This is a genomic window from Caballeronia sp. LZ032 (assembly GCF_031451315.1).
GTDB lineage: Bacteria > Pseudomonadota > Gammaproteobacteria > Burkholderiales > Burkholderiaceae > Caballeronia.
The window spans coordinates 174,933-197,434 of record NZ_JARUXP010000004.1 but is presented as its reverse complement, the minus strand read 5'-3'; the positions used below and the strand labels follow the sequence as shown (position 1 = coordinate 197,434).

At 65.8% G+C, this 22,502-nt stretch carries 23 protein-coding genes; 12 read left to right on the top strand and 11 right to left on the bottom strand.

Annotated elements, in window-relative coordinates; all coding sequences use genetic code 11:
* Positions 1–31: 31 nt before the first annotated feature.
* The 9 genes from QCE69_RS28890 to QCE69_RS28850 form a co-directional block, all read right to left on the bottom strand.
* On the bottom strand, positions 32–979 hold the full coding sequence (locus QCE69_RS28890) for an MBL fold metallo-hydrolase (RefSeq protein WP_309925622.1): 948 nt from the start codon (positions 977–979) through the stop codon (positions 32–34).
* A complete protein-coding gene (locus QCE69_RS28885) occupies positions 976–1,854 on the bottom strand; it encodes a quinoprotein dehydrogenase-associated SoxYZ-like carrier (protein WP_309934382.1) in 879 nt (292 codons plus the stop codon). Before QCE69_RS28885 ends, QCE69_RS28890 begins: the two co-directional genes overlap by 4 nt.
* Before the next feature lie 25 nt (positions 1,855–1,879).
* Complete coding sequence (locus tag QCE69_RS28880) at positions 1,880–2,773, bottom strand: quinoprotein relay system zinc metallohydrolase 2 (protein ID WP_309934380.1); 894 nt, start codon at positions 2,771–2,773, stop codon at positions 1,880–1,882.
* Between the two features lie 29 nt (positions 2,774–2,802).
* Positions 2,803–3,774, bottom strand: a complete 972-nt coding sequence (locus tag QCE69_RS28875) for a LysR substrate-binding domain-containing protein (protein WP_309819274.1) — start codon at positions 3,772–3,774, stop codon at positions 2,803–2,805.
* Positions 3,775–3,956: 182 nt separating this feature from the next.
* On the bottom strand, positions 3,957–4,418 hold the full coding sequence (locus QCE69_RS28870; RefSeq protein ID WP_409021244.1) for a glycoside hydrolase domain-containing protein: 462 nt from the start codon (positions 4,416–4,418) through the stop codon (positions 3,957–3,959).
* A gap of 376 nt (positions 4,419–4,794) precedes the next feature.
* Positions 4,795–5,541: a hypothetical protein gene (locus tag QCE69_RS28865; protein ID WP_309925615.1), complete on the bottom strand. Its 747-nt coding sequence runs from the start codon at positions 5,539–5,541 to the stop codon at positions 4,795–4,797.
* Positions 5,538–6,449 carry a substrate-binding domain-containing protein gene (locus QCE69_RS28860; protein WP_309934378.1) on the bottom strand — a complete coding sequence of 304 codons (912 nt, stop codon included), beginning with the start codon at positions 6,447–6,449 and terminating at the stop codon, positions 5,538–5,540. Before QCE69_RS28860 ends, QCE69_RS28865 begins: the two co-directional genes overlap by 4 nt.
* Before the next feature lie 64 nt (positions 6,450–6,513).
* A complete protein-coding gene (locus tag QCE69_RS28855) occupies positions 6,514–6,936 on the bottom strand; it encodes a c-type cytochrome (protein ID WP_309819264.1) in 423 nt (140 codons plus the stop codon).
* 97 nt (positions 6,937–7,033) lie between these two features.
* Positions 7,034–8,842, bottom strand: coding sequence for a methanol/ethanol family PQQ-dependent dehydrogenase (locus tag QCE69_RS28850; protein ID WP_309925611.1), 1,809 nt, complete (start codon positions 8,840–8,842; stop codon positions 7,034–7,036).
* Positions 8,843–9,253: 411 nt separating this feature from the next.
* On the opposite strand from QCE69_RS28850, the gene QCE69_RS28845 reads away from it, so the two are divergent.
* The 9 genes from QCE69_RS28845 to QCE69_RS28805 all read left to right on the top strand — a co-directional run bounded on the left by QCE69_RS28845 (position 9,254) and on the right by QCE69_RS28805 (position 16,986).
* Positions 9,254–9,628 (top strand): 4a-hydroxytetrahydrobiopterin dehydratase, encoded by a 375-nt coding sequence (locus QCE69_RS28845; protein ID WP_309925609.1) that lies wholly within the window; start codon positions 9,254–9,256, stop codon positions 9,626–9,628.
* A 150-nt stretch (positions 9,629–9,778) separates the two neighbouring features.
* Positions 9,779–10,834, top strand: a complete 1,056-nt coding sequence (locus QCE69_RS28840) for a beta-ribofuranosylaminobenzene 5'-phosphate synthase family protein (protein WP_309934376.1) — start codon at positions 9,779–9,781, stop codon at positions 10,832–10,834.
* 73 nt (positions 10,835–10,907) lie between these two features.
* The gene (locus tag QCE69_RS28835; protein ID WP_309925606.1) at positions 10,908–11,837 is read left to right on the top strand and encodes a methylenetetrahydromethanopterin dehydrogenase; all 930 of its coding nucleotides are present in this window, start codon (positions 10,908–10,910) and stop codon (positions 11,835–11,837) included.
* Positions 11,834–13,027 carry an ATP-grasp domain-containing protein gene (locus tag QCE69_RS28830; RefSeq protein ID WP_309934373.1) on the top strand — a complete coding sequence of 398 codons (1,194 nt, stop codon included), beginning with the start codon at positions 11,834–11,836 and terminating at the stop codon, positions 13,025–13,027. Before QCE69_RS28835 ends, QCE69_RS28830 begins: the two co-directional genes overlap by 4 nt.
* On the top strand, positions 13,024–14,028 hold the full coding sequence (gene mch, locus QCE69_RS28825; RefSeq protein WP_309934372.1) for a methenyltetrahydromethanopterin cyclohydrolase: 1,005 nt from the start codon (positions 13,024–13,026) through the stop codon (positions 14,026–14,028). Before QCE69_RS28830 ends, mch begins: the two co-directional genes overlap by 4 nt.
* On the top strand, positions 14,007–14,963 hold the full coding sequence (locus tag QCE69_RS28820) for a RimK family alpha-L-glutamate ligase (RefSeq protein ID WP_309934369.1): 957 nt from the start codon (positions 14,007–14,009) through the stop codon (positions 14,961–14,963). Before mch ends, QCE69_RS28820 begins: the two co-directional genes overlap by 22 nt.
* On the top strand, positions 14,950–15,804 hold the full coding sequence (locus QCE69_RS28815) for a triphosphoribosyl-dephospho-CoA synthase (protein ID WP_309934368.1): 855 nt from the start codon (positions 14,950–14,952) through the stop codon (positions 15,802–15,804). The genes QCE69_RS28820 and QCE69_RS28815 overlap by 14 nt, the downstream gene beginning before the upstream one ends.
* Positions 15,805–15,986: 182 nt before the next feature.
* Positions 15,987–16,496 carry a formaldehyde-activating enzyme gene (fae, locus tag QCE69_RS28810; protein ID WP_309925597.1) on the top strand — a complete coding sequence of 170 codons (510 nt, stop codon included), beginning with the start codon at positions 15,987–15,989 and terminating at the stop codon, positions 16,494–16,496.
* A 79-nt stretch (positions 16,497–16,575) separates the two neighbouring features.
* Positions 16,576–16,986: a hypothetical protein gene (locus QCE69_RS28805; RefSeq protein ID WP_309925595.1), complete on the top strand. Its 411-nt coding sequence runs from the start codon at positions 16,576–16,578 to the stop codon at positions 16,984–16,986.
* A gap of 12 nt (positions 16,987–16,998) precedes the next feature.
* Here the strand turns inward: QCE69_RS28805 and QCE69_RS28800 are convergent, their stop codons facing one another.
* Complete coding sequence (locus QCE69_RS28800; RefSeq protein WP_309925594.1) at positions 16,999–17,475, bottom strand: dihydroneopterin aldolase; 477 nt, start codon at positions 17,473–17,475, stop codon at positions 16,999–17,001.
* Positions 17,476–17,867: 392 nt separating this feature from the next.
* On the opposite strand from QCE69_RS28800, the gene QCE69_RS28795 reads away from it, so the two are divergent.
* The 3 genes from QCE69_RS28795 to QCE69_RS28785 are packed head-to-tail and all read left to right on the top strand — an operon-like array spanning position 17,868 to position 21,903.
* Positions 17,868–19,928, top strand: a complete 2,061-nt coding sequence (locus tag QCE69_RS28795; protein ID WP_309934366.1) for a sigma-54-dependent Fis family transcriptional regulator — start codon at positions 17,868–17,870, stop codon at positions 19,926–19,928.
* Positions 19,925–20,524 carry a flavoprotein gene (locus QCE69_RS28790; RefSeq protein WP_309819242.1) on the top strand — a complete coding sequence of 200 codons (600 nt, stop codon included), beginning with the start codon at positions 19,925–19,927 and terminating at the stop codon, positions 20,522–20,524. The genes QCE69_RS28795 and QCE69_RS28790 overlap by 4 nt, the downstream gene beginning before the upstream one ends.
* A complete protein-coding gene (locus QCE69_RS28785) occupies positions 20,503–21,903 on the top strand; it encodes a DUF6513 domain-containing protein (protein WP_309934365.1) in 1,401 nt (466 codons plus the stop codon). Before QCE69_RS28790 ends, QCE69_RS28785 begins: the two co-directional genes overlap by 22 nt.
* On the opposite strand, the gene QCE69_RS28780 is transcribed toward QCE69_RS28785, so the two are convergent.
* Positions 21,900–22,448, bottom strand: coding sequence for a thioredoxin family protein (locus QCE69_RS28780; protein ID WP_309934363.1), 549 nt, complete (start codon positions 22,446–22,448; stop codon positions 21,900–21,902). The two genes, QCE69_RS28785 and QCE69_RS28780, sit on opposite strands and share 4 nt — an antisense overlap.
* Between the last annotated feature and the right edge of the window lie 54 nt (positions 22,449–22,502).

The following is a 22,502-nucleotide window of genomic DNA, read 5'->3' as shown; positions in this document are numbered from 1 at the left end:
TTGGTACGGCCGGGAAAGCAGGCGGAAGGTGCTACTGCTTTTCGAGTTGCAGATAGATGCGCTGCACGTTCTGCGGCTGTGCGATCGCGTAAAGCTTGCAGGTGCGGAACGCCGGGACCTGCACGGTATGCATCGCCTCCGTCAGGCCGACGCCGTTCTTGTAGGCCTGCCTCACCGCCGCATCGAGTTCGCGCAGATAGACGCCGGTTTGCAGGATGTCGTCGTCGGGCATGGGCGGCCCGAAGCCGGGAACCACGGTATGCAGATCGAGCGCATGGAGGTTTTCGAGCGCCGCGAGCCAGCCGGGAATCTGCTCGTTGCGCAGTTCGGGAATGCGTCCGTTCGATACGAGCCCGCCCGCGAAGAGCACGCCGGTCTCGGTATCGAGTACAGCGAGGTCGCCGGGCGTGCTGGCCGGCCCGAAATGCAGCAGTTGCAGCTTGCGCCCGCCGCTTTCGAGCTCCGTGGTGCCGTTGACGGTTTCATCGGGCACGGTCACGCGCGAACCGGCCATCTCGTCTTCGCCGAGTGTCTTGCGCAGGTTCGCCAGACAGATCGAACAGCGCTCGCGAATCAGCTGCGCCGCGCGGGCATGCGCGAGAATCGGCACGCCCTGGTCGCGAAACGCTGCCGCGCCGAACACGAACTCCGGCGCCTGGTGCGTGATGATGACGCGCCTGACCGGCAGCGGCGTGACCTTGCGGATCGCCTCGAGCATCGCGCGGCCATAGCGGTAGGACGGTCCGGTGTCGATCACCGTCACGCCATCCGTCCCGACAATGAAGCCATTGTTCGCGACGATGCCGTGATTCGCGGGCGCCACGGCGCCGTTGTCGCCGATGAATGCATACACGCCCGGCGCAATGGCAACCGGCGCGGGCATGCCGCTCAGCGCCGCCTGCGCGAGCGCGCTCGCTGCGAGCAGCCAGTACCCGACGAACCACGCACGAAGACGCGCATGCCAGCCGCGCCGCGTCATTTCATCGCCGAGGTCTGTGTGCTGCCGGGCTGGGCATTGACCGCCACGGCGCCATCCCATGACTTGCTCTTCGTGTCTTCGATATGCGCCTGCAACTCGCCCGTGCCGCTCGGCACGAAGTAGAAGCGGAAGTTGGGGTTCTCGCTGATCGAGAAGTTGACGTTGGCGGTCATCACGGGCTTGCCGGCATACGTGACGGCCACCTTGCGGACGAAGTACGCCGACGCGTAGTTGCGCGTGATCTGGTTCATCGCCATGCCGGTGCGGTTCGGATGACGCACCATCACCTGCGCGAGTTCGGGCTTGCCGCTCACCGGCGCACCTTCGGTACGCAGCCTGACGTCGCCGGCGGCGCGCTCGGCGGCGTCGTCGTCCTTGTCGGCGGGCGCGGAACAGCCACCCGATGCCTTCACGAAACGCACCGCGCTGTAGAGCTTGCCGTCGTTGGTCTCGGCGACGACGCGCATGAACGTATAGTCCTCGACCCGCACGCGCGTCTCGATGGTCGCGATGCCCGATTCCGGCGTGAACTCGAACGAACCCGCATACGGCTCCGGATTTTCGTCGATGAAGAGATACACCGCCTTGATGTAATGCGTCGGCGTCTGCGGAAACTGCGCGTTGATCGCGATGGGCACGACCGACGCATCGGCGGCGCGCGCGGGTGCATCGAGCTTGATGACCGCGTCGCCGTGAGGGTCGATCGTCCGGTCCTTGAAGGTGCCTTGCCTGAAGTCCTGCCAGCGCGCGTTCTTGTCGGGGTTGTCGTCGGGCTGCGCAGCCTGTGTCGATATTGAAACAAGCATTGGAACAAGCACGGCGGAAGCGAAGCTCGCTGCCGAAACGAAGCGAGCGCCAAACCCTGCGGTCTTCATGATGTCCCTCCAGTGCGCCGCAGCGCTACTGTTCCCACTCCAGTTCCGCATAAGCAGCTGTCACATTGCGGCGATGGTATTCGTCGTACAGGAGCCACTTGCCGCGTTCGTCCACACCGACACTGTCCACCGCCTGCTGCAACGTCTCGCCTTGCTTGATGGCTGCACGCACATCGCGCGCCAGGCTGGCGAGATAGTCCGCTTCGGCATCCAGCGCCTGCGGCCAGGGTGGGTCCAGCGGACCGTGACCCGGCACGACATGACGCGGTTTCATCTGCCGAATGCGCGAGATGTCGTCCAGCCAGCCCATCACGCTGCCGTCCACCACCGGAATGCATCCGGCGAACAGCAGGTCGCCGGTCCACAGCGTGCCGCTCTTCTCATCGTATACCGTCAAGTCGTTGTTGGTATGCGCGGTTTTCCAGCTGCGCAAGGTCAACGTGCGGCCGCCCAGATCGAGCGTCCCTTCGCCGTGGATGCTCTGCGTCGGCGGGACGATCTCGCTGCCCTCCGCCGCCGCGCCGAGCTCTCGATGCAGCGCGCGCAGATAGTTGTCGGCGCGTGCGGCTTCGGCCTGCGCCAGCCTCGCGTTGCCGACGAACTGCGGATGATCGTCCTTGAACGCCGCATTGCCGAAGATGTGATCCGGATGCATGTGCGTGTTGATCACATAGCAGACCGGCAGCGGCGTGACCCGGCGGATGGCGGCGCGCAAAGCGTGGCCTTCCGCGAGCGTGCCGCCGGTGTCGATCACGGCGACACAGCGCGTCCCGACGACAAAGCCCACGTTCGCGATGTCGCCGCCGTTCGCGGGCGTCGCGAGCGCATCATGGCCGCGGTGCGCGTAATTGCCCGGTGCGATCTGCGTGACCGGCAAAGGCGTCTGTGCGCGCGCCATGGTTGCGAATGCGAGCCACATGAACAACGCACCGCGCGATGCCGTCCCCATCACGCGCCGCCCGCTTGCGCGAGGCGCTTCGGGCGGCGCACGCCGAACGGCGCATATTCCTGTTCGAGGAACGGCTCGGCGTGTTCGAGCAGGAAGCGGCGAAACGCGAGACAGGTCGGCGAAAGCTGCTTGGACCGCGAATGCACGAGTTGCCAGGTGCGCTCGACCGGCGTGCCGTTCACGTCGAGGATGCAGATTTCGCCGGTGCGCAGTTCGAGCGACAGCGTGTGCAAGGAAATGAGGCTCACGCCCATGCCGGCCATCACGGCCTGCTTGATGGTTTCGTTGCTGCCCAGCGTGACGCTGCGCGCGGGCACGAAGAGGTTCTGGCGAAACACGTGTTCCGCGACCGCGCGCGTGCCCGAGCCGGGCTCGCGCAGCAGGAAGGTGTCGTGCGCGAGTTCCTGCAGGTCGAAGCCGCGTGCGTGCCGCAACGGATGCGACAGCGGCGCGACGATCACATGCGGATGATAGGCGAGCGGTTCGGCGGTGGTGCCGAGTTCGGGCGGCGGACGGCCCATGATGGCGAGATCGGTGGCGTTGTCCTGCAGCAGACGCAGCAGCGTTTCACGATTGCCGACCGAGAAGTGCACATCGACCTTCGGATACTGCTGCGAATACAGCGCCAGCAGCTTGGGCGCGAAGTAGGTGGCGGAACTGACGATGCTCACCGCAATCGAGCCGCTGTCCGCCTGCGTGAGCGACATCATCGCGTCTTCGGCGTCCTTTATTTCACCGAGGATGCGGCTCGCATGATGCGACAGGCGCTCGCCGGCTTCGGTCAGTGCGAGGCGCCGCGCCACGCGTTCAAAAAGCGGCAGGCCAATGGCGTCTTCGAGCTGGCGAATCTGCATGGATACGGCGGGCTGCGTCAGGTGCAGTTCCTCGGCCGCGCGCGCGAAGCTGGGGCAACGCGCCGCGATGACGAAGATCTGCAACTGCCGGAGGGTGAGGGAGCGGATGAAGTTCACGAACGCGCGCCCTCTGGCCGGAGCGCCAGTGGCGTCGTGATCGGAGAAGCCTTGCGCATGGTGATCGACTTCGCCATCGTGCTTCTCCGTGCCGAGGTCCGTTGCTTGAGGTCGGTTCCTGCCGGGCCGATTCTACTCCAGCGAATCGGCCCGAAAAACCCGGTACAAGCACGGTCCTGCTCCTACCCGCGCACGGCAAACCTCAGAACTCGCTTCCCCCCGGTGAAGGCGGCTGCGGCGTCGCGGACGAATACGCGCCCCAGGCCGGCGACGGCGCGCTCGGTCTTCAGCATGGCGAGCGGCTGCCACGTCGTGTATTCCTCGGCGGTGCCTTCCACGGGGTCGGTGGTCGTGTAAGCCGGCCACGTGCCGTTCTGGTTGCGTGGCTGGAGCTGCGTGACCGACACGCCGTTCAGCTTGGTCGCGTTGGACTTCATCACGTTGGCCCAGTTGTGCGAGCGCGCGAGCAGCTTCGTGGCGTTCGTCGAATCGCCCATGGCCTGCGCGAACTGCGAGACGGCGAAATCGTTCGCATATTCCAGGGTCGTCGAAGACGTGCCGTTGCTATGGCTGGAATCAATGACGATGCCCGCATCGTCCGGCAGATAGCCAAGCGCAATGTACTTGCTCAGGCCCGGCAGCACCGTTTGACGTTGCCGCCATCGTGCGCGATGGGCGTTCGTTCGAAAGTCGGGAACACGAACGTCCACGGGACCGAACGTTGATCGTCCGATCACCCCGCTTCACGCGTTTGTTCAGCTATACGAATGGGCGTCCAGATGACCTTGCGCAGCCGGGCGCCCGACAGGTCATCGACGAATTCCACGGGATGAAGGTAACGCGGGCGCCGTGGTAACCGGCTTATTGCCGTTGCTTAGCGCGCGCGTGGTTTGCTGCGGGGATCGGCATATGGCACGCCGATGACAGCTGGTTCGTCCCGCAGTTCGGGATCCGGTCGGGCCAGGGATGGCGCAGGAAGGTCGGAAGAGAAGCGCGAGACATCCCGCTCAACCGTTCAACTCAATTGCTGGCGCGAGGCGCGTTGGACGGCTTGACCGGTCCTCCGCCCGGCGTGCTCATGTTCTTGAGCGAGCCTTGATACGCAAGCGTTTCCTTCGCGAGCGGATGCGCGAAGTCGCCGCCGTCGCCGGGGATTTCCGTGCGGATCATCAGCAGGTGTCCGGGCACGTCATCGGCCATCACGAACGTGTAGCGCTTGGCGAGGTACTTCTTGAAGCGGTCCGCGTTGGGATCGTTCAGGTAAGGCTGGATGACGATCTGCTGTGCCTTCGCATGCTTGCCGAGCCCGAGCGACTCGCTCGACACCGGCGTGATGGCCGGACCCGCCGCCAGCGCCATCCGCACGCGCTGCTGGAAGTAACGCCGCTGTCCGCCCGTCAGCTGCTCCATCTCTGCGATGTCATGTTCGAGAAAGTAGATGATCATCGGATTGCAAGGCAGCCCGCCCGGCACGTTGACGTTGCCCGTGCGGTCGGTCACGCGCGCGTCGTTGTGGCTGTTGCCGGGACTCATGACGAGCACGCGCACCGTGTCGTTCACCTTCGCGGGCGGCCCGGAGTAATCCACCGCGTAATCCAGTTCCGTCTGCGGCTCCACGCCGCTCAGATGCGGCTGCATGAAGAGCAAGCGCTCCGCCGGCGCAATCTGCACGGCCGGCGCGGACGCGGCGGGCGCATCCGCCGCCCTCGCCGTGGTCAGCATCTGCGCGGCGCACGCGAGAACACAAACGCCCAGTGCCCGCTTCATTGCGCGGAGGCCGGTTGCAACGGCAGCAAGGGCACCTGATAGCTGGTCAGGATCTCGTCGATCTTCGGCTGATTCGATGCGATCCAGTTGTCCACCTTGTCGCGCCACGCCTTTTCGCCATAGCGCACCCCCATCGAGATCTCGTAGTCGAAACGGATCGGCTGGCCGGCGGGGAACGCCACCAGCCGCACCTTGTTGTCCGAGCGGTTGACGAAGTAACCCGCGATCGGCCCCCAGACGAACGCCGCATCGACGTCGCCCTTGGCCAGGTCGCGCTCGATCATCTCGCCCGGAAAGGCTTCCGGATCGCCGCTCTGCCCCTGATACGACACCGCCTGATTGAGCAGGTTGTGGGTCAGGAGCCAGTCGGTCGCGGGGCTCTTCACGAAGATGCCGAGCTTCATCTTCTTCAACTGGTCCGGCGGCAGGTTCATGAGATCCGTCGGCGACTTGATGCTCGCGTATTCAGGCTTGTTCGGAAACACCATCGCATAGGTGGAATGCAGCCAGGGCCGCGTGGTTGCCGTGAGTTCATAGCCCTTCGGCACGCCGATGATCAGGTCGCACTTGAAGCGCTCGCTCTGCGGCACCTTCTCGCGCAGCGTATTGCGCACGAAGCCCATGCGCTGCGGCCAATAGGTGTATTCGAGCTTGTAGCCGAAGTCGCTCGCCATCTGGCTCGCGATCTTGTTCTCATAGCCCTCGCCCTTCTTGTTCGAGAGCGGCATGTTGTTGGGATCGGCGCACACGCGCAGCACGCCGTCCGCGCCGTCGTTGTCCGGCAGATTGGGCGGCGGCCCGCCCGCGCCCTGCGCAAAAGCGGATTGCGCCGGGAACGTCGCGCACGCCGCGCAGAGCACGGCGAGGAATCGAAACGAAGCGGCGCGGCTTGCATGACGACTGGACATCGAAGCACCTCCGGGTTGAAAGCAATCATCGGATGTCGGCCGCATTCGCGTGCGGCGCGCGTCCTTATTTTGCATCGATCGCCTGCAAGTCGCCCGGATTGATCTTGCCGTCGGAGCGTCCCTTCAGATACGCGTACAGGTTTTCCCAGTTCTTCTGCATCATCTGGCTGGTGCTGAAGTCCGGCATGCCCTTGTCCACGCGTCCGCCGAACACGGTGCGGTGGAATTCGGTCTTGTCCAGCGTCTTGAAAGCGTCGATCAACGAAGGGCCGACCATGCCTTCCTGCTTCGCCCCGTGACAGCGTTCGCATGCGAGTGCACGCCAGGTCTTCCAGCCCTGCAGCGTGTCGCTGTCGACCTTGTTGCCCTCGACGACCTTGTACGCGACCGGCTTCACTTGCGCAGGCATCGGAGGAGGCGTTTGCGCGAACGAAGCGGAAGACGCAGCGAGCGTCATCGCCAGCATCAAGAGTGATCGGCCTTTCATACGTCTGACTCCTTGAACATGTCTTTGTAATGGGGGGAAGCGCGGCGCGGCGGCCCTTGCAGCCGCCGCGCCCTTCACTCAGGTCAGAGAACGCGCATCAGCTCGGGATGGCGAAGATGAACAGCGTGCCGCCGAGGGCCGTGTACTTCGCGAGGTCCTTGTAGCCACCGACCGCGCCCAGGCCTTCCGTCGACTTCTCGAGACCCGCCGCCATGCCGATGCCGGCCCAGCCGCCGATGCCCGAATACACGCCGATGAACTGCTTGCCCTGGTACTGATACGTGAAGACGTTGCCGATGATCCCGGACGGCGTCTTGAACTTCCACAGCTCCTTGCCGTCCTTGATGCGCACCGCCTTGATGTAGCCTTCGAGCGTGCCGTAGAACACGACGCCGCCGGCCGTGGCGAGCGCGCCCGACCACACCGAGAACTTCTCCGGCTTCGACCACACGATCTTGCCCTTGGCCGCGTCCCACGCGATGAAGTTGCCCATCGCGCCCTTCTCGTTCGGGCCCGGGAACATCGACAAGGTGGCGCCGACGAACGGCTGACCCGACACGTAGTCGACCTGGAACGGCTCGTAGTCCATGCAGACATGATTCGTCGGCACGAGGAACAGGCTCGAACCCGGATCGAAAGCGGCCGGCTGCTGGTCCTTCGAGCCGAGCGCCGCGGGGCAGATGTTCTTCACGTTGTGATCGGGACCGGCCTTCTGCGTCGAGTAGCTTGCGTTGCGGATCGGCAGGCCGCTCTTCAGGTCAACGCTGTCGGCCCAGTTGACCGCCGGGTCGTACTTCTGCGCGACCAGCAGTTCGCCCGTTTGACGATTCAGCGTATAGCCGAAGCCGTTGCGGTCGAAGTGAACGATGGCCGGCACCTTCTTGCCGCCCATGTTCAGGTCGGAGAGGATCATCTCGTTGACGCCGTCGTAGTCCCATTCGTCATGCGGCGTCATCTGGTAGACCCACTTGGCCTGTCCCGTGTTCAGGTCGCGGGCGAAGATGGTCATCGACCACTTGTTGTCGCCGGGACGCTGCGTCGGGTTCCATGTGCCCGGATTGCCCGAGCCATAGTAGACAAGATTCAGCTTCGGATCCCATGCGTACCAGCCCCACGTGGTGCCGCCGCCGTACTTCCACTGGTCGCCCTGCCAGCTCTTCAGCGACGAGTCCGCGCCCACCGGCACCATCTTGCCGTCGGTCCACGTCATGGTGGTCTGCGGGTCCATCAGCATTTCGTTGTCGGGGCCGACGCTGTAGGCCTTCCACGCTTCCTTGCCGTCCTTGATGTTGTACGCGACGAGCCGTCCGCGCACGCCGAATTCGCCGCCGGAGATGCCGGTCAGCACCTTGTCGCCGAAGACGTGCGGCGCATTGGTATTGGTCTCGCCCTTCTTCGGATCGCCGTTCTGCGCGGTCCAGACGACGTCGCCGGTCTTGGCGTCGAGCGCGACGAGCTTGGTATCGGCTTGCTGGAGGAAGATCTTGCCGTCGCCATAAGCCAGGCCACGGTTGACCGTATCGCAGCACATCACCGAAATGACCTGATTGTCCTGCTTGGGCTGGTATTGCCAGATGAAGGTCTGGTCCTTCAGGTTGATGGCAATGACCTTGTTGGGGAACGGCGAGTGGATGTACATCGTATCGCCGATGACGAGCGGCGATCCTTCGTGGCCGCGCAGCACACCGGTCGACATGGTCCAGGCCACCTGTAGCTTGCCGACGTTGTTTTCGTTGATCTGCTTGAGCGTGCTATAGCGGTGATTCGAATAATCGCCCGCCTGCGCCGCCCAGTTCGAGGGATTCTTGATCAGGCTGTCCAGTTGCGAGTCGGCCTGAGCGACATAGGAATTCAGGCCTGCCGTCGCGACCACCGCCAGTCCAAGAACCAGGGTGCGTAAGTTCATGTCTCCTCCAGAATGGTGATGCTTCCGACCCAGGATGAACACGCTACCGGGTTGCATCGTGCGCGCCTTCAAATGCAGGTAACGGGTTGCGCGTCGTCCGGTTCATTGCCGGGCGTTTGCGTAGAGAGGCGAATTGCATATTCCATGCCGGTTTTAAATGGCCGCCTGAAATCGGGAATTTGGCGCAGCTTGCTGTCGCGTGCGGTGAGATCGATGTCGGATGGCGACACATACTGTGTCAAATACGCGAAACATCAGGCGTGACGGGACATGGCGGACGCGTGCGTGACATGACGCTGCGCAGCAAGGGTGCATCGCGCCTGCCTTGAGGGTTTTCTATAGGATGCAATGATGGGCGCGCCCGGCGCGGCGCATACTCGACCAGCATGTTCATCTCATGGAGGCCTTGTCATGGCTCAAAGCGAAAAGGTGTATTCCGACGAGGAAGTAAAGCAGCAACTCAAGGGTCCGCTCGCACACTGGTATCTCGAAGACGGGTGGCTGCGGCGCAAGTACAAGACCGAGGGCTGGAAAGGGACGCTGATGGTGGTCAATACCGTGGGCCATCTCGCGGAAGCCGCGTGGCACCATCCCGATCTCACGGTTTCGTATGCGTTCGTCATCGTCAAGCTGAAGACGCATTCGGCGAAGGGCATCACGGACAAGGACCTGACGCTCGCCCGGAAGATCGAAGACGTGGTGCACTGGCAACCCGGCAAGGAAGACGGCCCGCTCGATGGCACGCCATCCGACGATCAGCGCTTCCGCTATATCAAGTACGACTAGCGGCAAAGGCGAAGCGAGGGCGGTGTTTCGAAAGCCCTCGCTTCGCGTGATCGTCCTCGTACATCAGCCATGAACGCGCCCGGCGCGCTTCCTCATTCTGGTACAGCATTTGCATGTTCGCGGTTCCCCTGGCCTCGACCACAGACCGTGATGCCCACTTCTCCCGGACGGTTATCCCCTCCCTCGGCGATCACAGTCGAATCTCCCGCGCGGCTGCATCTCGGCTTCATCGATCCGAACGCCTCGCTCGGACGCGCGTTCGGCAGCGTGGGCCTGGCCATCGATGCACACAGTACCTGCCTTACCGTGCGGCACGCTCCGGCAGCGGCACATCATGGACGCATTGATGGACGCATCGATGGCGGCATCGACGGCGCGGCGAGCGTCGCGCAGCGCGAGCGCATCGAGCAGCATCTCGCGGCGCTGCACGCAGCCTTCGGCGCGGGTCCGGCACTCGACATCGAACTGCATGACACTCCGCGCGCCCACACCGGCCTGGGCTCCGGCACGCAGCTGGCGCTCGCGCTGGGCACGGCATTCGCCCGCGTGCGCGGCCTCGACGCGAGCTCCGCCGACATCGCCCGGGTGCTCTCGCGCGGCCTGCGTTCAGGTATCGGCATTCATGGTTTCGATCATGGCGGACTGATCGTCGATGGCGGCCGCGCCGCCGGCACGCTCCTGCCGCCGCTGATCGCGCGTCAGGATTTTCCCGAAGCCTGGCGCGTGCTGCTCATCGACGACACCTCGCGCGAAGGACTCCATGGCGATGACGAGAAGCGCGGGCTCGCCTCGCTCGCGCCGTTCCCTGCGTACCTCGCTGCACACCTCAGTCATCTGGTGCTGATGCGGATCCTGCCCGCCGTCGCCGAGCGCGATTTCGCGCCCTTCGCGGACGCGTTGTGCGACCTGCAGCAGACCATCGGCGAGTACTTCGCGCCGGTGCAGGGCGGCGTCTTCGCGAGCCCGGCTGTCGCGCGCGCGATCGAGGCCGTCGCGGCCGAGCAGAAAGCCGGCATCGGTCAGACCTCGTGGGGACCGGTGGGCTTCGCGTTCGTCGAGAGCGCGCAGGATGCGGAGCGCGCGCTCGCGGCCGCCCGACGCGCCGCGCCGGGCGCATCGCTGAACTACACCATCGCCGCCGCGCGCAACCGCGGCGCGACATGGCGCGCGGCGGCGCCGGGACAGCGCGGCGCGGATGCGGCCTGAAGGGCGTTTCGGCACACAACAGCTTCAATCGATTTCAAGCGATTCAAAGCAATACCCACACGAGTCCACCGCCATGCCCGAAGCCACCGAACGACCTTACGTGCTGCACATGTTCACGAGCACGCCGCAAATGAGCCCGTTCGACGTGAACATGGCCGCCGACGCCGGCTATCAGATCCTCGTGCCGTACTGCAACGTGGACGAGGGCAGCGTCGTGCAGCTCACGCAGGACGCGATCTTTTCGCGCGGGCCGAAAGGCGTATCGCGCACCGGCATCTTCATCGGCGGACGCGACGTGATGCTCGCCGCCGACATGCTCGAAAAAGCCCGCCACGCGATGGTGCCGCCCTTCGAGGTCTCGGTCTTCGCGGACCCGAGCGGCGCCTACACGACCGCCGCCGCGCTGGTCGCGCTCGCTGAGAAGCACCTGAAGGCCGCGCATTCCGTCGATCTCGGCGGCAAGCGCGTCCTCATTCTCGGCGGCACCGGCGCGGTCGGACGCGTGGCGGCGGCGATGGCGGCCTCGCTCGGCGCCGATGTCGTCGTCGCGAGCCATTCGAGCCAGTCGCGCGCCACGCAGGTCAGCGACGAAGTCAACCGGCGTTTCGATATCGCCACGACGGGCGTCGCGACCGGTTCGCCGGAGCAGTTGCACCGCGAGCTGGCGCGCGCCGAAGTGGTGTTCGCGACGGCCGTCGCGGGCGTGCAGGTGATGAGCGCCGCCGATCTCGTACACGCGAAGAACCTGCTGATCGCCGCCGACGTCAACGCGGTGCCGCCCGAAGGCATCGCGGGCGTCAACGTCATGGACGACGGCAAGCCGCTCGCGGGCGCGGCGCGTCAGGACGCGGTGGGCATCGGCGCGCTGGCGATCGGCAACGTCAAGTATCAGGCCGAGCACCGGCTTTTCCTGCGCATGCGCACCGGCGGCAAGCCGGTCTATCTCGGCTTTCCCGAAGCATTCGACGAAGCCCGCGCGATCGTTGGCGGACAGGGTTCATGATGGCGCACGTAAGCGCCCGCGCGCCGCGCGTGGCCGTGGCAGGCCTGTCGGCGCGGCTGCTCGCGCAATCGGCCGCGCGGGCCGGGCTCAATGTCGTGGCGCTCGACATCTTCGGCGACCGCGATACGCGCGAACATGCGGGCCTGTGGTTCGACATCGGCAAGCCGGACGGCAACGGCCTGTCGATCGACCGTGCGCGGCTCTACGATGCGCTCGAACACGCCGCGCGCCTGCCGCGCATGCTCGGGCTCATCGTGACGAGCGGGCTGGAGCCGCTCGCCAACGAGCTGAGCCGCGCGCCGGGCGTGCCGCGTTTCATCGGCAACGGGGCGCAGGCGCTGGCGGTGCGCGACCCGCGGCGCTTCTTCGCCCTGCTCGACGAAGCCGGCATCCCGCATCCGGAAGTCAGCTTCGCCGCGCCTGCCGGACCTGAAGGCTGGCTCGTCAAGCGGCCGGACGGCTGCGGCGGCACGCATGTCGAATGGGCGGGCGACGTCGATCGCACCGTGCCGCGCGCCTATTTCCAGCGGCTCGCGCAGGGCCGCCCGATGTCCGCGCTGTTCGTCGCGGCGCATCGCGAAGCCGTGGTGATCGGCTTTGCCGAGCAGTTGACCGTCGCGGCGGGACGGCTGCCGTTCGTGCATGCGGGTTCGCTCGGACCCGCGCAGCTGCCCGCCGATACGGCGGCGCGCGTCATCGCGGCGATCGAGGCGATCGTGTGGAAGACGGACCTGACGGGGCTGAACAGCATCGACTTCCTGCTCGACGGCGACGACTTCAGCGTGCTCGAAATCAACGCGCGGCCGTCATCGACGATGGCGCTCTACGAAACCGTCTGGCCCGACGCCTGGCCGCGCGGCCTGGTCGGCGCGCATCTGGATGCCTGCCTGCACGGCGAATTGCCGCAGGTCGCACAGGGCTGTGCAGCGATGACGCATCCGTCGCCGCTGTTCGCCGGGCAACGCGTGGTGTTCGCGCCCACAGGCTTTACTGTGTCGCGCGAATTCAGCGACGCCTGCTTCGCCGACCCCGCCTGCCACGACGTGCCCTCGCCTGGTGCGCGCATCGAAGCGGGCATGCCGGTCTGCACGATGACCTTTACCGCGCCCGCGTTCGCCGCGCTGCGCGACGCGATGGAGCGCGAACACGCGCGCCTCCTGCAACGTATCGATACCCTCTCCCGTTCATGAGCTCATCTTCCTTCACGCCGCCCGCACTGAGCGTCAATGCATCGAGCGAGCGGCTCGTCGCGCAGCTCGTCGATGACGCCGCGCGCCTCGGCGTCCACGTCGCGCGCACCGAAGGCGGCACGGTCATCGTCGATGCGGGCGTCGCAGCGCCGGGCAGCGCGGAGGCGGGCCTGCTGATCGCGCGCATCTGCATGGGCGGCCTCGGGCAGGTCGCGCGGCGCGCCGCGTTCGATGGCGCGCCGCTCTGGCCTGCCTTCATCGAAGTACACACGAGCCAGCCGGTGCTCGCGTGTCTTGCGAGCCAATACGCGGGCTGGAGCCTCTCCGCGACCAAGGAGCAGACCGGCGGCAAGAAATTTTTCTCGCTGGGCTCGGGACCGGCGCGCGCGCTCGCCGGCAAGGAAGCGCTGTTCGACGAGCTCGGCTATCGCGACCGGCACGCGCGCGGCGCGCTGGTGATGGAAGTGGACCGCGTGCCGCCGCAGGTCGTCATCGACAAGGTGCTGGGCGACTGCGGGCTCGCCCCGGAAGCGCTGGTGATCGCCGTCACGCCGACGCAGTCCATAGCGGGCACGGTGCAGGTCGTCGCGCGAGTCGTGGAAGTCGCGCTGCACAAGACGCACGTGCTGGGCGTGGATCTCGGCGAGATCGTGGAAGGCAGCGGCAGCGCGCCGTTGCCGCCGCCCGCGCCCGACGGCATTCAGGCGATGGGCCGCACCAACGACGCCATCCTGTATGGCGGCCGCGTGCATCTGACCGTGAAAAGCGATGCGGCGGCGAAGCGCCTGGCCGCCGAACTGCCGTCGTCGAATGCGCGCGATTACGGGCGGCCGTTCGCGGACATCTTCACGGCCTTCAACTACGACTTCTATCAGATCGATGCCGCGCTGTTCGCTCCCGCCGAGGTGTGGGTGTCGAGCCTCGAAAGCGGCAAGACCTGGCACGGCGGCAAGGTGGACAAGGCGCTTCTCGACGCCCAATGGCTCGGAGACGCGTCGTGAATCCGGCGACGCCGCGCGTAGCCATCATGACTGACGAAACCGGCTGGCACACCGGCCGGCTCAAAAAGGCGTTCCGTGCGCGCGGCGTGGAGGCGCGTTGCGTGGATCTGGCCGAATGCCGTATCGACACGACCTGGACGCCGCACGGCCTGGCGATTCCCGGCTTCGGCCGCACGCTGCCCGACGCCGTGTTCGTGCGCGGCATCGCGGGGGGCACCTTCGAGCAGGTGACTTTGCGGCTCGGCATCCTGCACGCGCTGCGGGAAAGCGGCGTGCCGGTCTATAACGATGCGCGCGCGATCGAGCGTAGCGTCGACAAGTCGATGACAAGCTTCCTGCTGCATCGCTACGGCGTGCCGACGCCCGCGACCTGGGCCGGCGAATCGGCCGCGCACGCGCAGCGCGTGCTGATGCGCGAGACGGCGGCGGGCCGGCAAGTGGTCATGAAGCCGCTGTTCGGTTCGCAGGGCAAGGGACTGAAGAAGCCCGGCGTGCGGCTGCCGTCGCTCAGGCGGTTCAGCCAGGTCGCCTATCTGCAACGCTTTGTCGATGCGGGCGAGCCGGGCTTCGACTGGCGCGTGCTGGTGATCGGCAAGCAGGCCGTCGCGGCGATGAAGCGCTTCGGCGGCGCGGGATGGATCCATAACTTCGCGCGCGGCGCGCACTGCGAGCCCGCCGAATTGACGCCGCAGCTCGCGCAGATCGCCGTGCGCGCCACGCAGGCGCTCGGGCTGGATTACGCCGGTGTCGATCTGATGCCGTCGCGCGACGGATCCCCCGTCGTGCTCGAAGTGAACGGCGTGGCGGCATGGCGCGGCTTGCAGAGCGTGACGCCGGTGGATATCGCCGCACTGCTCGTCGACGATCTCCTCGCGCGCAAGCTGCCCGAGTCGCGCGGCGCACTCCTGCTCGCCAGCGGCGATGGACCGCGTTGAGCCGCCGCGCGTCGCGTTCCTGCGCGCGTGCGAGCTCGATGTCGAGACGCGCAAGCCCGGCAATGTGAGCGTCGCCAGCGCGGGGCACGGGATGACCGCGACGCAGTTCATCGAGAGCGCGCAGGCCGCGGCCGCGGGGCTGTTCATCGCGCGCGCGTCCGTGGGCGCGCGCATTCTCGAAGCCGTGCAACGCAGCGTCGATAGTGTCGGCTGCAATACCAATCTCGGCATCGTGCTGCTGGCGGCGCCGCTCAGCGCGGCGCTCGAGCTTCTGCCATCCGACGAACCCGTGACCGCCGCACGCTGGCATGACGCCACCGGCCGCGTGCTCGACGCACTGGACATCGACGATGCGCGCCTCGCCTATCGGGCCATCGCGCTCGCGAATCCGGGCGGGCTGGGCGAAGCGTCTGAACAATCGGTGCACGCGCCGCCCACGGTCACGCTGCGCGCGGCCATGGCGCTCGCCGGCGATCGCGACAGCATCGCGCGTCAATACGCGGAAGGCTTCGCGGATGTCTTCGCCGCCAGTACCGATGCGGCAGGAGCGATAACGCCGGACGCACAGCAACGCGCGATGCTCGACGCATTCCTGATGTTTCTCTCGCGCTGGCCCGATTCGCACATTGTGCGCAAGCACGGCGCGGCGCCGGCGCAAAGTGTCACCCGCGATGCCGCTTTGCAGCGCGCCCGCTGGCGCGACGCGGGATGCCCCGCGCAGTCCGCCGCACTCGATGTCTGGGATGAAGAACTGAAGTCGCGCGGCATCAATCCCGGCACGAGCGCGGACCTCGCGGTGGCGACGCTGTTCGTCGCGCTGACGATCCAGTCCGCGTCGTGATCTCGCTCGCGAGCAATGGCTGCGCGGGACAAAAAATTGGCACGGAACCTGTTAGGAGACTCCCGGTTGTGCGGTCGCGTCGAAAGTCCGGTCGAACCGCGAGCCTCGGACGGCTGGGGAACGCCGTCGCGAGTCGAGTGCATGTCGCTAGTCCCAAGAACCACACTCACTGGAGGAACAGCATGGCCAAAATCAACCGCGTCATGGTAGGCGAATCGCTCGTCGGCGATGGCAACGAGGTCGCACACATCGACTTGATCATCGGACCGCGAGGCTCCGCTGCCGAGACCGCGTTCTGCCACGCGCTCACGAACAACAAGGATGGCTTCACGTCGCTGCTCGCCGTGGTCGCGCCGAATCTGCTGACCAAGCCGAACACGATTCTCTTCAACAAGGTGACGATCAAGGGTGCGAAGCAGGCCGTGCAGATGTTCGGCCCGGCGCAGCGCGCGGTGGCCATGGCGGTCGCCGACAGCGTGGAAGGCGGCGTGATTCCCGCCGACGAAGCCGACGACCTGTTCATCTGCGTCGGCGTCTTCATCCACTGGGAAGCCGACAACGACCAGAAGATCCACGACTTCAACTATCAGGCGACCAAGGAAGCGCTTGCGCGCGCGGTGGCGGGCGAGCCGTCGGCGAAGGAGGTAGTATCGAAGAAGGGAACGATGTCGCATCCGTTCTCGCCGAGCTGATCCAATCTTCGGCTGGTGCGGGCAGCGCTCCGGCGCGCACCGGCCGAAGCCCCATCACGACGACTACGAGGCTCTTCGCATGACCCCACGTTGCTGCGCGCTGACGGTGTTCGCCTGCCTCTCGCTGATCTCACCGCTGTCATTCGCCGCAAGCGCCTCAGGCGGCGACGCGGCGGCGGCGCCCGTGAAGAGTCACAACTATCCGACGGAAGGGCGCGTGGAATACGTGCTCGGCTGCATGGATGACAACGGCCACGACTTCGTCAACGTGTACAAGTGTTCGTGCGCCATCGACAGGATCGCCAAGGTGCTCACCTACGACGACTTCGTCGAGCAGTCCACCTTCTCGAAGTACGCCACCTTGGGCGGCGAAGGCGGCGCCGAATTCCGCGTGGACCGCGCCAAGGCGCAGACCAGGAAATTCCGCGATCTCCAGAAGGACGCGTTCAAGGCGTGCGGCATCGGCAAGCAAGCGGCCGCGGCGAAGTAAGAGCCTCTCGCGTCATTGCGGCACGTAGCCCCGTCCGATCCACGCCAGCGACACCGCCGCGCCGGCCGGGCGCCTGCGTTCGATTACGACGCCCACGGCGTCGACATCGTCGAACTTGGCCGGCTTGGCGAGCGATATGCGCACCCAGTGCGCCCCGAAATCCCGGATGACCATCTGCGCGATGCGTTCCGCCAGCGCTTCCAGCAACTGCACGCCATGCGAGGCGAGCAGGCCGTGGATCGCCTCGCGCACCGCCGCATAGTTCACCGTATCCTCGATGCGGTCCGTCTGGCAGGCCCGTACGCAAGGCACGCCGATGGCGAGATTCATGCGCACCGTCTGCGGCTCGTGCAGCTCGCTCGAATCGATGCCGATCACCGTCTGCCCCGTCAATCCTTCGATGTAGACGATATCCATCACGTCGCGCGCTTCGCCCGAAGCATGCGGCGCCACGAAATTCGGATCGCTGATCGGTTCGCTTCGTCCCATGGAGTCCTCGCCGCGCACGCGCTTGTATCGAGCGCTTCCGGCGCCCACCGCCGAAAGTACAGGTAACGTGAAAGCAAAAAGCGGGCGCGTTTATCCCCTTCGATGCGACTACTTATTGAATCAATACGTCATCGGAGGTAAAGTTTTTGCGAACCGGGCGGGACGGCTTGCCGAATAGCCGCAAAACCAGCGACATGACAGCAGCCATCACGCTCTCCAGCCCGGCCACGAGGCGCGTCTGCGTGCGGAATGCCAAAGCACAAGAAGCAGAGCAAGAACGAATCAGCGCAATTGAGAGCGCCGCAGCGCCAGCCGAGTACACAACAGATTCGGCGCCGGGCGGACCGCGTGCATGGCACGCACCGAAACCGGCGTAACGGAGACTTGCCCCCATGTCGTCGCTTGCTGACGTAGACACGCATGTCCGGGAAGTACTGAACATCGTCCATAACCCGCTGGCCGCCCGCCGCGCCAGCGATTCCGTCGCGCAGTCGTGGCTGCGCTGCCTCACCGAGTTCCAGCTCGATCCCGGCCGCTTCGTCATGCCGCCCGTGCTCACGCAGCACGAACTCAACGACCGCCGCGAAGCCGCAAGCGACCTGATCGCGTCGTCGAAGCTCGAAATGACCACGCTGTATCAGCAGCTCGCCGATCCGGAACTGGCCGTCGTGCTCGTCGATGCCGATGGCGTCATCGTGCATCAGGTCTCGTCGGTGCCGTTCGGCGAGGCCGTCGCGGCCGACGGACTGCGCGTCGGCGCCCTGTGGAGCGAGCGCGAAGCCGGCACCAACGGCATGGGCACGTGTTTGATCGAACGCGATTGCATCGCCGTGTGCCAGCACGAACATTTCTATCCGCGCTATACGTCGCTCACCTGCTCCGCCGCGCCGATCTTCGACGAACGCGGCGAGATCGCCGGCGTGCTCGACGTGACCAGTCGCTCCAAGCTGCTGCAACAGCATTCGCTGGTGCTGGTGGGCATGTCGCGGCAGATGATCGAGAATCGTCTGATCGATGCCCGTTACCAGCACGCCAACCTGATCCACTTTCATAGCCGGCCGGAATTCGTCGGCACGCTGCACGCGGGCAAGCTCGCCGTGAGCGGCGACGGCGTCGTGCTCGCGGCGAGCCGCAGCGCGCTATTCCAGCTCGATCTGCGGTCGCCCGGCGAACTGTGCGGCAAGCGCATCGAGGAAGCGTTCAACGCGACGCTGGAGGACATGATCGCGCGCAGCATTCGCGGCTCGTTCCATCCGGTGACGGTGTACAGCGCGAAGACCAACACGCGCTTTTTCTTGACGGCGCAGACGCCGCGCGACGGCGCCGCGGGAAGCACCCGCATCCTGATAAGCGAGCCCGCCGCGACGCCCGCGCGCGCCCGTCCGCCGAAGAAGGACGCCGGCCGCGAGCCGACGGTCGCGGGCCGGCTCGACAAGCTCTCGCACCTGGAATTCGGCGATCCGCGCATGGCCTCGCAGATCCAGCTCGCGGCGCGCGTGATCCAGCGCAAGATCCCGATCATCCTGCGCGGCCAGACCGGCACCGGCAAGGAAGTGTTCGCCAATGCGCTGCACAGCATCAGTCCGAACGGCACGGGTCCGTTCGTCGCGGTGAACTGCGCGTCGTTGCCGGAGAACCTGATCGAGAGCGAGTTGTTCGGCTATCGCGCGGGCGCCTTCACCGGCGCGCAACGCGAGGGGCGCCGCGGCAAGATCGTGCAGGCGAACGGCGGCACGCTGTTCCTCGACGAGATCGGCGACATGCCGCTCGCGCTGCAAGCCCGCCTGCTGCGCGTGCTCGAAGAACACGAAGTCACGCCGCTCGGCGCGGAGACCACGGTCAAGGTGGATTTCCAGCTGATCAGCGCGAGCCACCGTAACCTGATCGAACTGGTGCAGAACGGCCTGTTCCGCGAGGATCTGTATTACCGGTTGAACGGCATCGAGATCAATCTGCCGCCGCTGCGCGAACGCGCCGATGCGCTCGCGTTGATCGGCCACATTCTCGACACCGAATCCGACGATCCGCCCAGGCTCTCGGCGGAAGCACGCCACGCGCTGCTGAAGTACCCCTGGCCCGGCAACATTCGCCAGTTGCGCCATGTGCTGCAAATGGCGATCGCCCTGTGCGACGGTCCCGAGATCCTGTGCGCGCATCTGCCCGCCGAGATCGCCAACGGCGCGAGCCCGGCCGTCTCCGTGCGTGCGCCCGCTCCGGCAGCGAGTGCGCCTCCCGCGCATCTCGCGGAGGACGCTGATGTCTCGTCGCTCAATGCGATCCAGGCGAAGGAGCGCGAGACCGTGCTGCAACTGCTCGACGAGCACCGCTGGAACGTGAGCAATGTCGCGAAGGTGCTCGGCATCAGCCGCAACACGCTGTATCGGAAGATGCATCGGTTGCATATTCGCCTTTCGCACGATTCGCCCGCCGACAACGCCGCCGCCGACGCATGACGCCACCCACGCCCGCCCGCCGGCTCGACGAGTTCAAGCCCGACGCGCGCTTCGCGTGGTGCGTGACCGGTTCCGGTCACATGATCGAAGAATCGATCGCGCTCGCGCTGCGCCTGCCGGGCGTCGATCTGTTCCTGTCGTCGGCGGGAGAGGAAGTGTTGCCGCTGTATGGCTGGCCCATCGCGAAGCTGCGCGAACGCTTCAAGGTGTTCCGCGACAACAGCGCGAGCAGCGTGCCCGTCGGGATGCTCTATAACGGCGACTATCACACGGTGGTGATCGCGCCCGCGACCAGCAACACGGTCGCCAAATGCGCGTTCGGCATCTCCGACACGCTGCCCACCAATCTCTACGCGCAGGCCGGCAAGCAATGCGTGCCGGGCATCGTGTTTGCCTGCGACACCGAGGCTTCCGTCATCACCCAGGCGCCGAAGGAATGGGTCGAAGTGCGGCCGCGCGCGATCGAGTTCGAGAATGTCGAGCGGCTCGCGCGTTTTGCGCATACCACCGTGCCGCGCTCGCTCGACGAACTCGAAGCCGCGCTCGATCAACGCCTGTCGGCCCTGAAGCTTGCATGGAACACATCGTCTTCCTGACCGGCCGGCTCGCGCAACTCAGCCTTCAGCAGGTGCTCGAAAGCATCGCCCCGGCGGCGCAGCGCACGCCTTTCACCTGGGAAGTGCGGGAGATCGGGCTGCAGGTCGCGGGGCTGATGACCGCCGACATGATTCGACGACGCGTCGCCGTGCCGTTGACCGAAGGGACGAAGCGCATGATCGTGCCGGGCCGGTGCCGCGGCGATCTCGACGCCCTCGCCGCCCACTATGGCGTGAAGGTGGAACGCGGGCCGGAAGAGGTCAAGGATCTGCCGCAGTTCTTCGGACGCGAGGCGCGGCACGTGGACCTGTCCCGCTACGAGACCGAGATCTTCGCGGAAATCGTCGATGCGCCGCGCCTCGGCCTCGACGGCATCGCGGCCCGCGCACACGAATACCGGCGGCAGGGCGCGGATGTGATCGACATCGGCTGCCTGCCCGAGACGCCGTTTCCGCATCTCGAAGAGACGGTTGCGATGCTGAAGCAGCAGGGCTTCCGTGTCAGCGTCGATTCGATGCGCGAAGAAGAACTCCTGCGCGGCGGACGTGCGGGCGCGGACTATGTGATGAGTCTGAACGTCGATACGGCGTGGATTGCCGACGAGATTGCGTCCACGCCGGTTCTGGTGCCGCGCGAGCCTGCGGATGTCGCTTCGCTGGACCGCGCCATCGATGCCATGACGAAACGCGGCCGCGCCTTTCTCGCCGATCCGATTCTCGACCCGATTCCCTTTGGCCTGGCGGCGTCCATCGCGCGCTATGTGGCCTTGCGCGAGCGCTATCCCGATGTGCCGATCATGATGGGCGTCGGCAATGTCACCGAGCTGACCGAAGCGGACACGAGCGGCATCAATGCAGTGCTGTTCGGCATGGCGGCGGAGCTGCGCGTTGCAGCCGTGCTGACGACCTCGGTGAGCCTGCATGCGCGGCGTGCCGTGCGCGAAGCCGACGTCGCGCGCCGCGTGATGCATGCCGCACGCGAAACGCAGACCTTGCCCAAAGGCATTTCCAGCGACCTCTCAGCGCTGCATGCGAAGCGGCCGTTTCCGTACGACGCCGGCGAGATCGACGTGATCGCCGCCGCCGTGCGCGATCCGAATTTTCGCGTGCAGGTGTCGTCGCAGGGCATTCATGTCTATAACCGCGACGGTCATCATGTGGCCGTCGATCCGTTCGCGCTCTTTCCCGAACTCAAGGTGGAAAGCGACGGCGGCCATGCGTTCTATCTCGGCGTGCAACTGGCGCGCGCGGAGATTGCGTGGCAACTGGGCAAGCGTTTCGATCAGGACCAGCCGCTCGACTGGGGATGCGAAGTGGACCGGCCGGAAGAGGATCTAAGCGCGTGGCATGCGCCGGGAAGCACGCGACGCAAAGGCTAGCGTTTCCATTTGATCGAGCAACCCAGCGCGGGATATTGCGGGTCGTCAGGTTCGGCATCGTGCGCGACGGCGAGCATGGCCTCGAAGAGGTCGCGCCGTGCCAGCGGCAATGCTTCCTTGCGCGACGCATCGATGCGTCCGCGATATCTCAACCTGAGTTCGCGGTCGAAGCCGAACGCTTCCGGCGTACACACCGCGCCATAGTCGCGCGCGACCTGCTGGGTTTCATCGTGCAGATAGGGAAACGGCAGCCGCCATTCGTGCGTCAACGCGATCATGCGCTCGAAGGCGTCGTCGGTGTAGACGCTGGCATCGTTCGAATTGATACCCGCGAGGTTCACGCCGTGCGATTGCAGTTCGTGCGCGTCGCGTATCAGGTTCGGCAGCACGGCTTTGACGTAGGGGCAGTGGTTGCACATGAAGACGATCACGAGGCCGTTCGCGCCTTTGAACGAATCGAGCGTATGGTTGCTCCCGTCGGTTGCCGGCAAGGTGAAAGCTGCTGCCTGTGTGCCGGGATCGATAGCCGGGGATGCGGTGGGCATTGAGATAGCTCCTATTTGATATCGGTTGGCCGAATGGTGTATTGGCGGGTTGAA

Excerpts from the sequence above, each read along its gene's own strand:
- QCE69_RS28845 (WP_309925609.1), top strand. The coding sequence starts at position 9,254 with ATGGCTCAAAGCGAAAAGGTGTATTCCGACGAGGAAGTAAAGCAGCAA.
- QCE69_RS28850 (WP_309925611.1), bottom strand. The coding sequence starts at position 8,842 with ATGAACTTACGCACCCTGGTTCTTGGACTGGCGGTGGTCGCGACGGCA.
- QCE69_RS28790 (WP_309819242.1), top strand. The coding sequence starts at position 19,925 with ATGACGCCACCCACGCCCGCCCGCCGGCTCGACGAGTTCAAGCCCGAC.
- QCE69_RS28805 (WP_309925595.1), top strand. The coding sequence starts at position 16,576 with ATGACCCCACGTTGCTGCGCGCTGACGGTGTTCGCCTGCCTCTCGCTG.
- QCE69_RS28815 (WP_309934368.1), top strand. The coding sequence starts at position 14,950 with ATGGACCGCGTTGAGCCGCCGCGCGTCGCGTTCCTGCGCGCGTGCGAG.
- QCE69_RS28800 (WP_309925594.1), bottom strand. The coding sequence starts at position 17,475 with ATGGGACGAAGCGAACCGATCAGCGATCCGAATTTCGTGGCGCCGCAT.
- QCE69_RS28860 (WP_309934378.1), bottom strand. The coding sequence starts at position 6,449 with ATGTCCAGTCGTCATGCAAGCCGCGCCGCTTCGTTTCGATTCCTCGCC.
- mch (WP_309934372.1), top strand. The coding sequence starts at position 13,024 with ATGAGCTCATCTTCCTTCACGCCGCCCGCACTGAGCGTCAATGCATCG.
- fae (WP_309925597.1), top strand. The coding sequence starts at position 15,987 with ATGGCCAAAATCAACCGCGTCATGGTAGGCGAATCGCTCGTCGGCGAT.
- QCE69_RS28785 (WP_309934365.1), top strand. The coding sequence starts at position 20,503 with ATGGAACACATCGTCTTCCTGACCGGCCGGCTCGCGCAACTCAGCCTT.
- QCE69_RS28830 (WP_309934373.1), top strand. The coding sequence starts at position 11,834 with ATGATGGCGCACGTAAGCGCCCGCGCGCCGCGCGTGGCCGTGGCAGGC.
- QCE69_RS28835 (WP_309925606.1), top strand. The coding sequence starts at position 10,908 with ATGCCCGAAGCCACCGAACGACCTTACGTGCTGCACATGTTCACGAGC.
- QCE69_RS28885 (WP_309934382.1), bottom strand. The coding sequence starts at position 1,854 with ATGAAGACCGCAGGGTTTGGCGCTCGCTTCGTTTCGGCAGCGAGCTTC.
- QCE69_RS28820 (WP_309934369.1), top strand. The coding sequence starts at position 14,007 with ATGGCTCGGAGACGCGTCGTGAATCCGGCGACGCCGCGCGTAGCCATC.
- QCE69_RS28795 (WP_309934366.1), top strand. The coding sequence starts at position 17,868 with ATGTCGTCGCTTGCTGACGTAGACACGCATGTCCGGGAAGTACTGAAC.
- QCE69_RS28780 (WP_309934363.1), bottom strand. The coding sequence starts at position 22,448 with ATGCCCACCGCATCCCCGGCTATCGATCCCGGCACACAGGCAGCAGCT.
- QCE69_RS28880 (WP_309934380.1), bottom strand. The coding sequence starts at position 2,773 with ATGTGGCTCGCATTCGCAACCATGGCGCGCGCACAGACGCCTTTGCCG.
- QCE69_RS28865 (WP_309925615.1), bottom strand. The coding sequence starts at position 5,541 with ATGAAGCGGGCACTGGGCGTTTGTGTTCTCGCGTGCGCCGCGCAGATG.
- QCE69_RS28855 (WP_309819264.1), bottom strand. The coding sequence starts at position 6,936 with ATGAAAGGCCGATCACTCTTGATGCTGGCGATGACGCTCGCTGCGTCT.
- QCE69_RS28890 (WP_309925622.1), bottom strand. The coding sequence starts at position 979 with ATGACGCGGCGCGGCTGGCATGCGCGTCTTCGTGCGTGGTTCGTCGGG.
- QCE69_RS28840 (WP_309934376.1), top strand. The coding sequence starts at position 9,779 with ATGCCCACTTCTCCCGGACGGTTATCCCCTCCCTCGGCGATCACAGTC.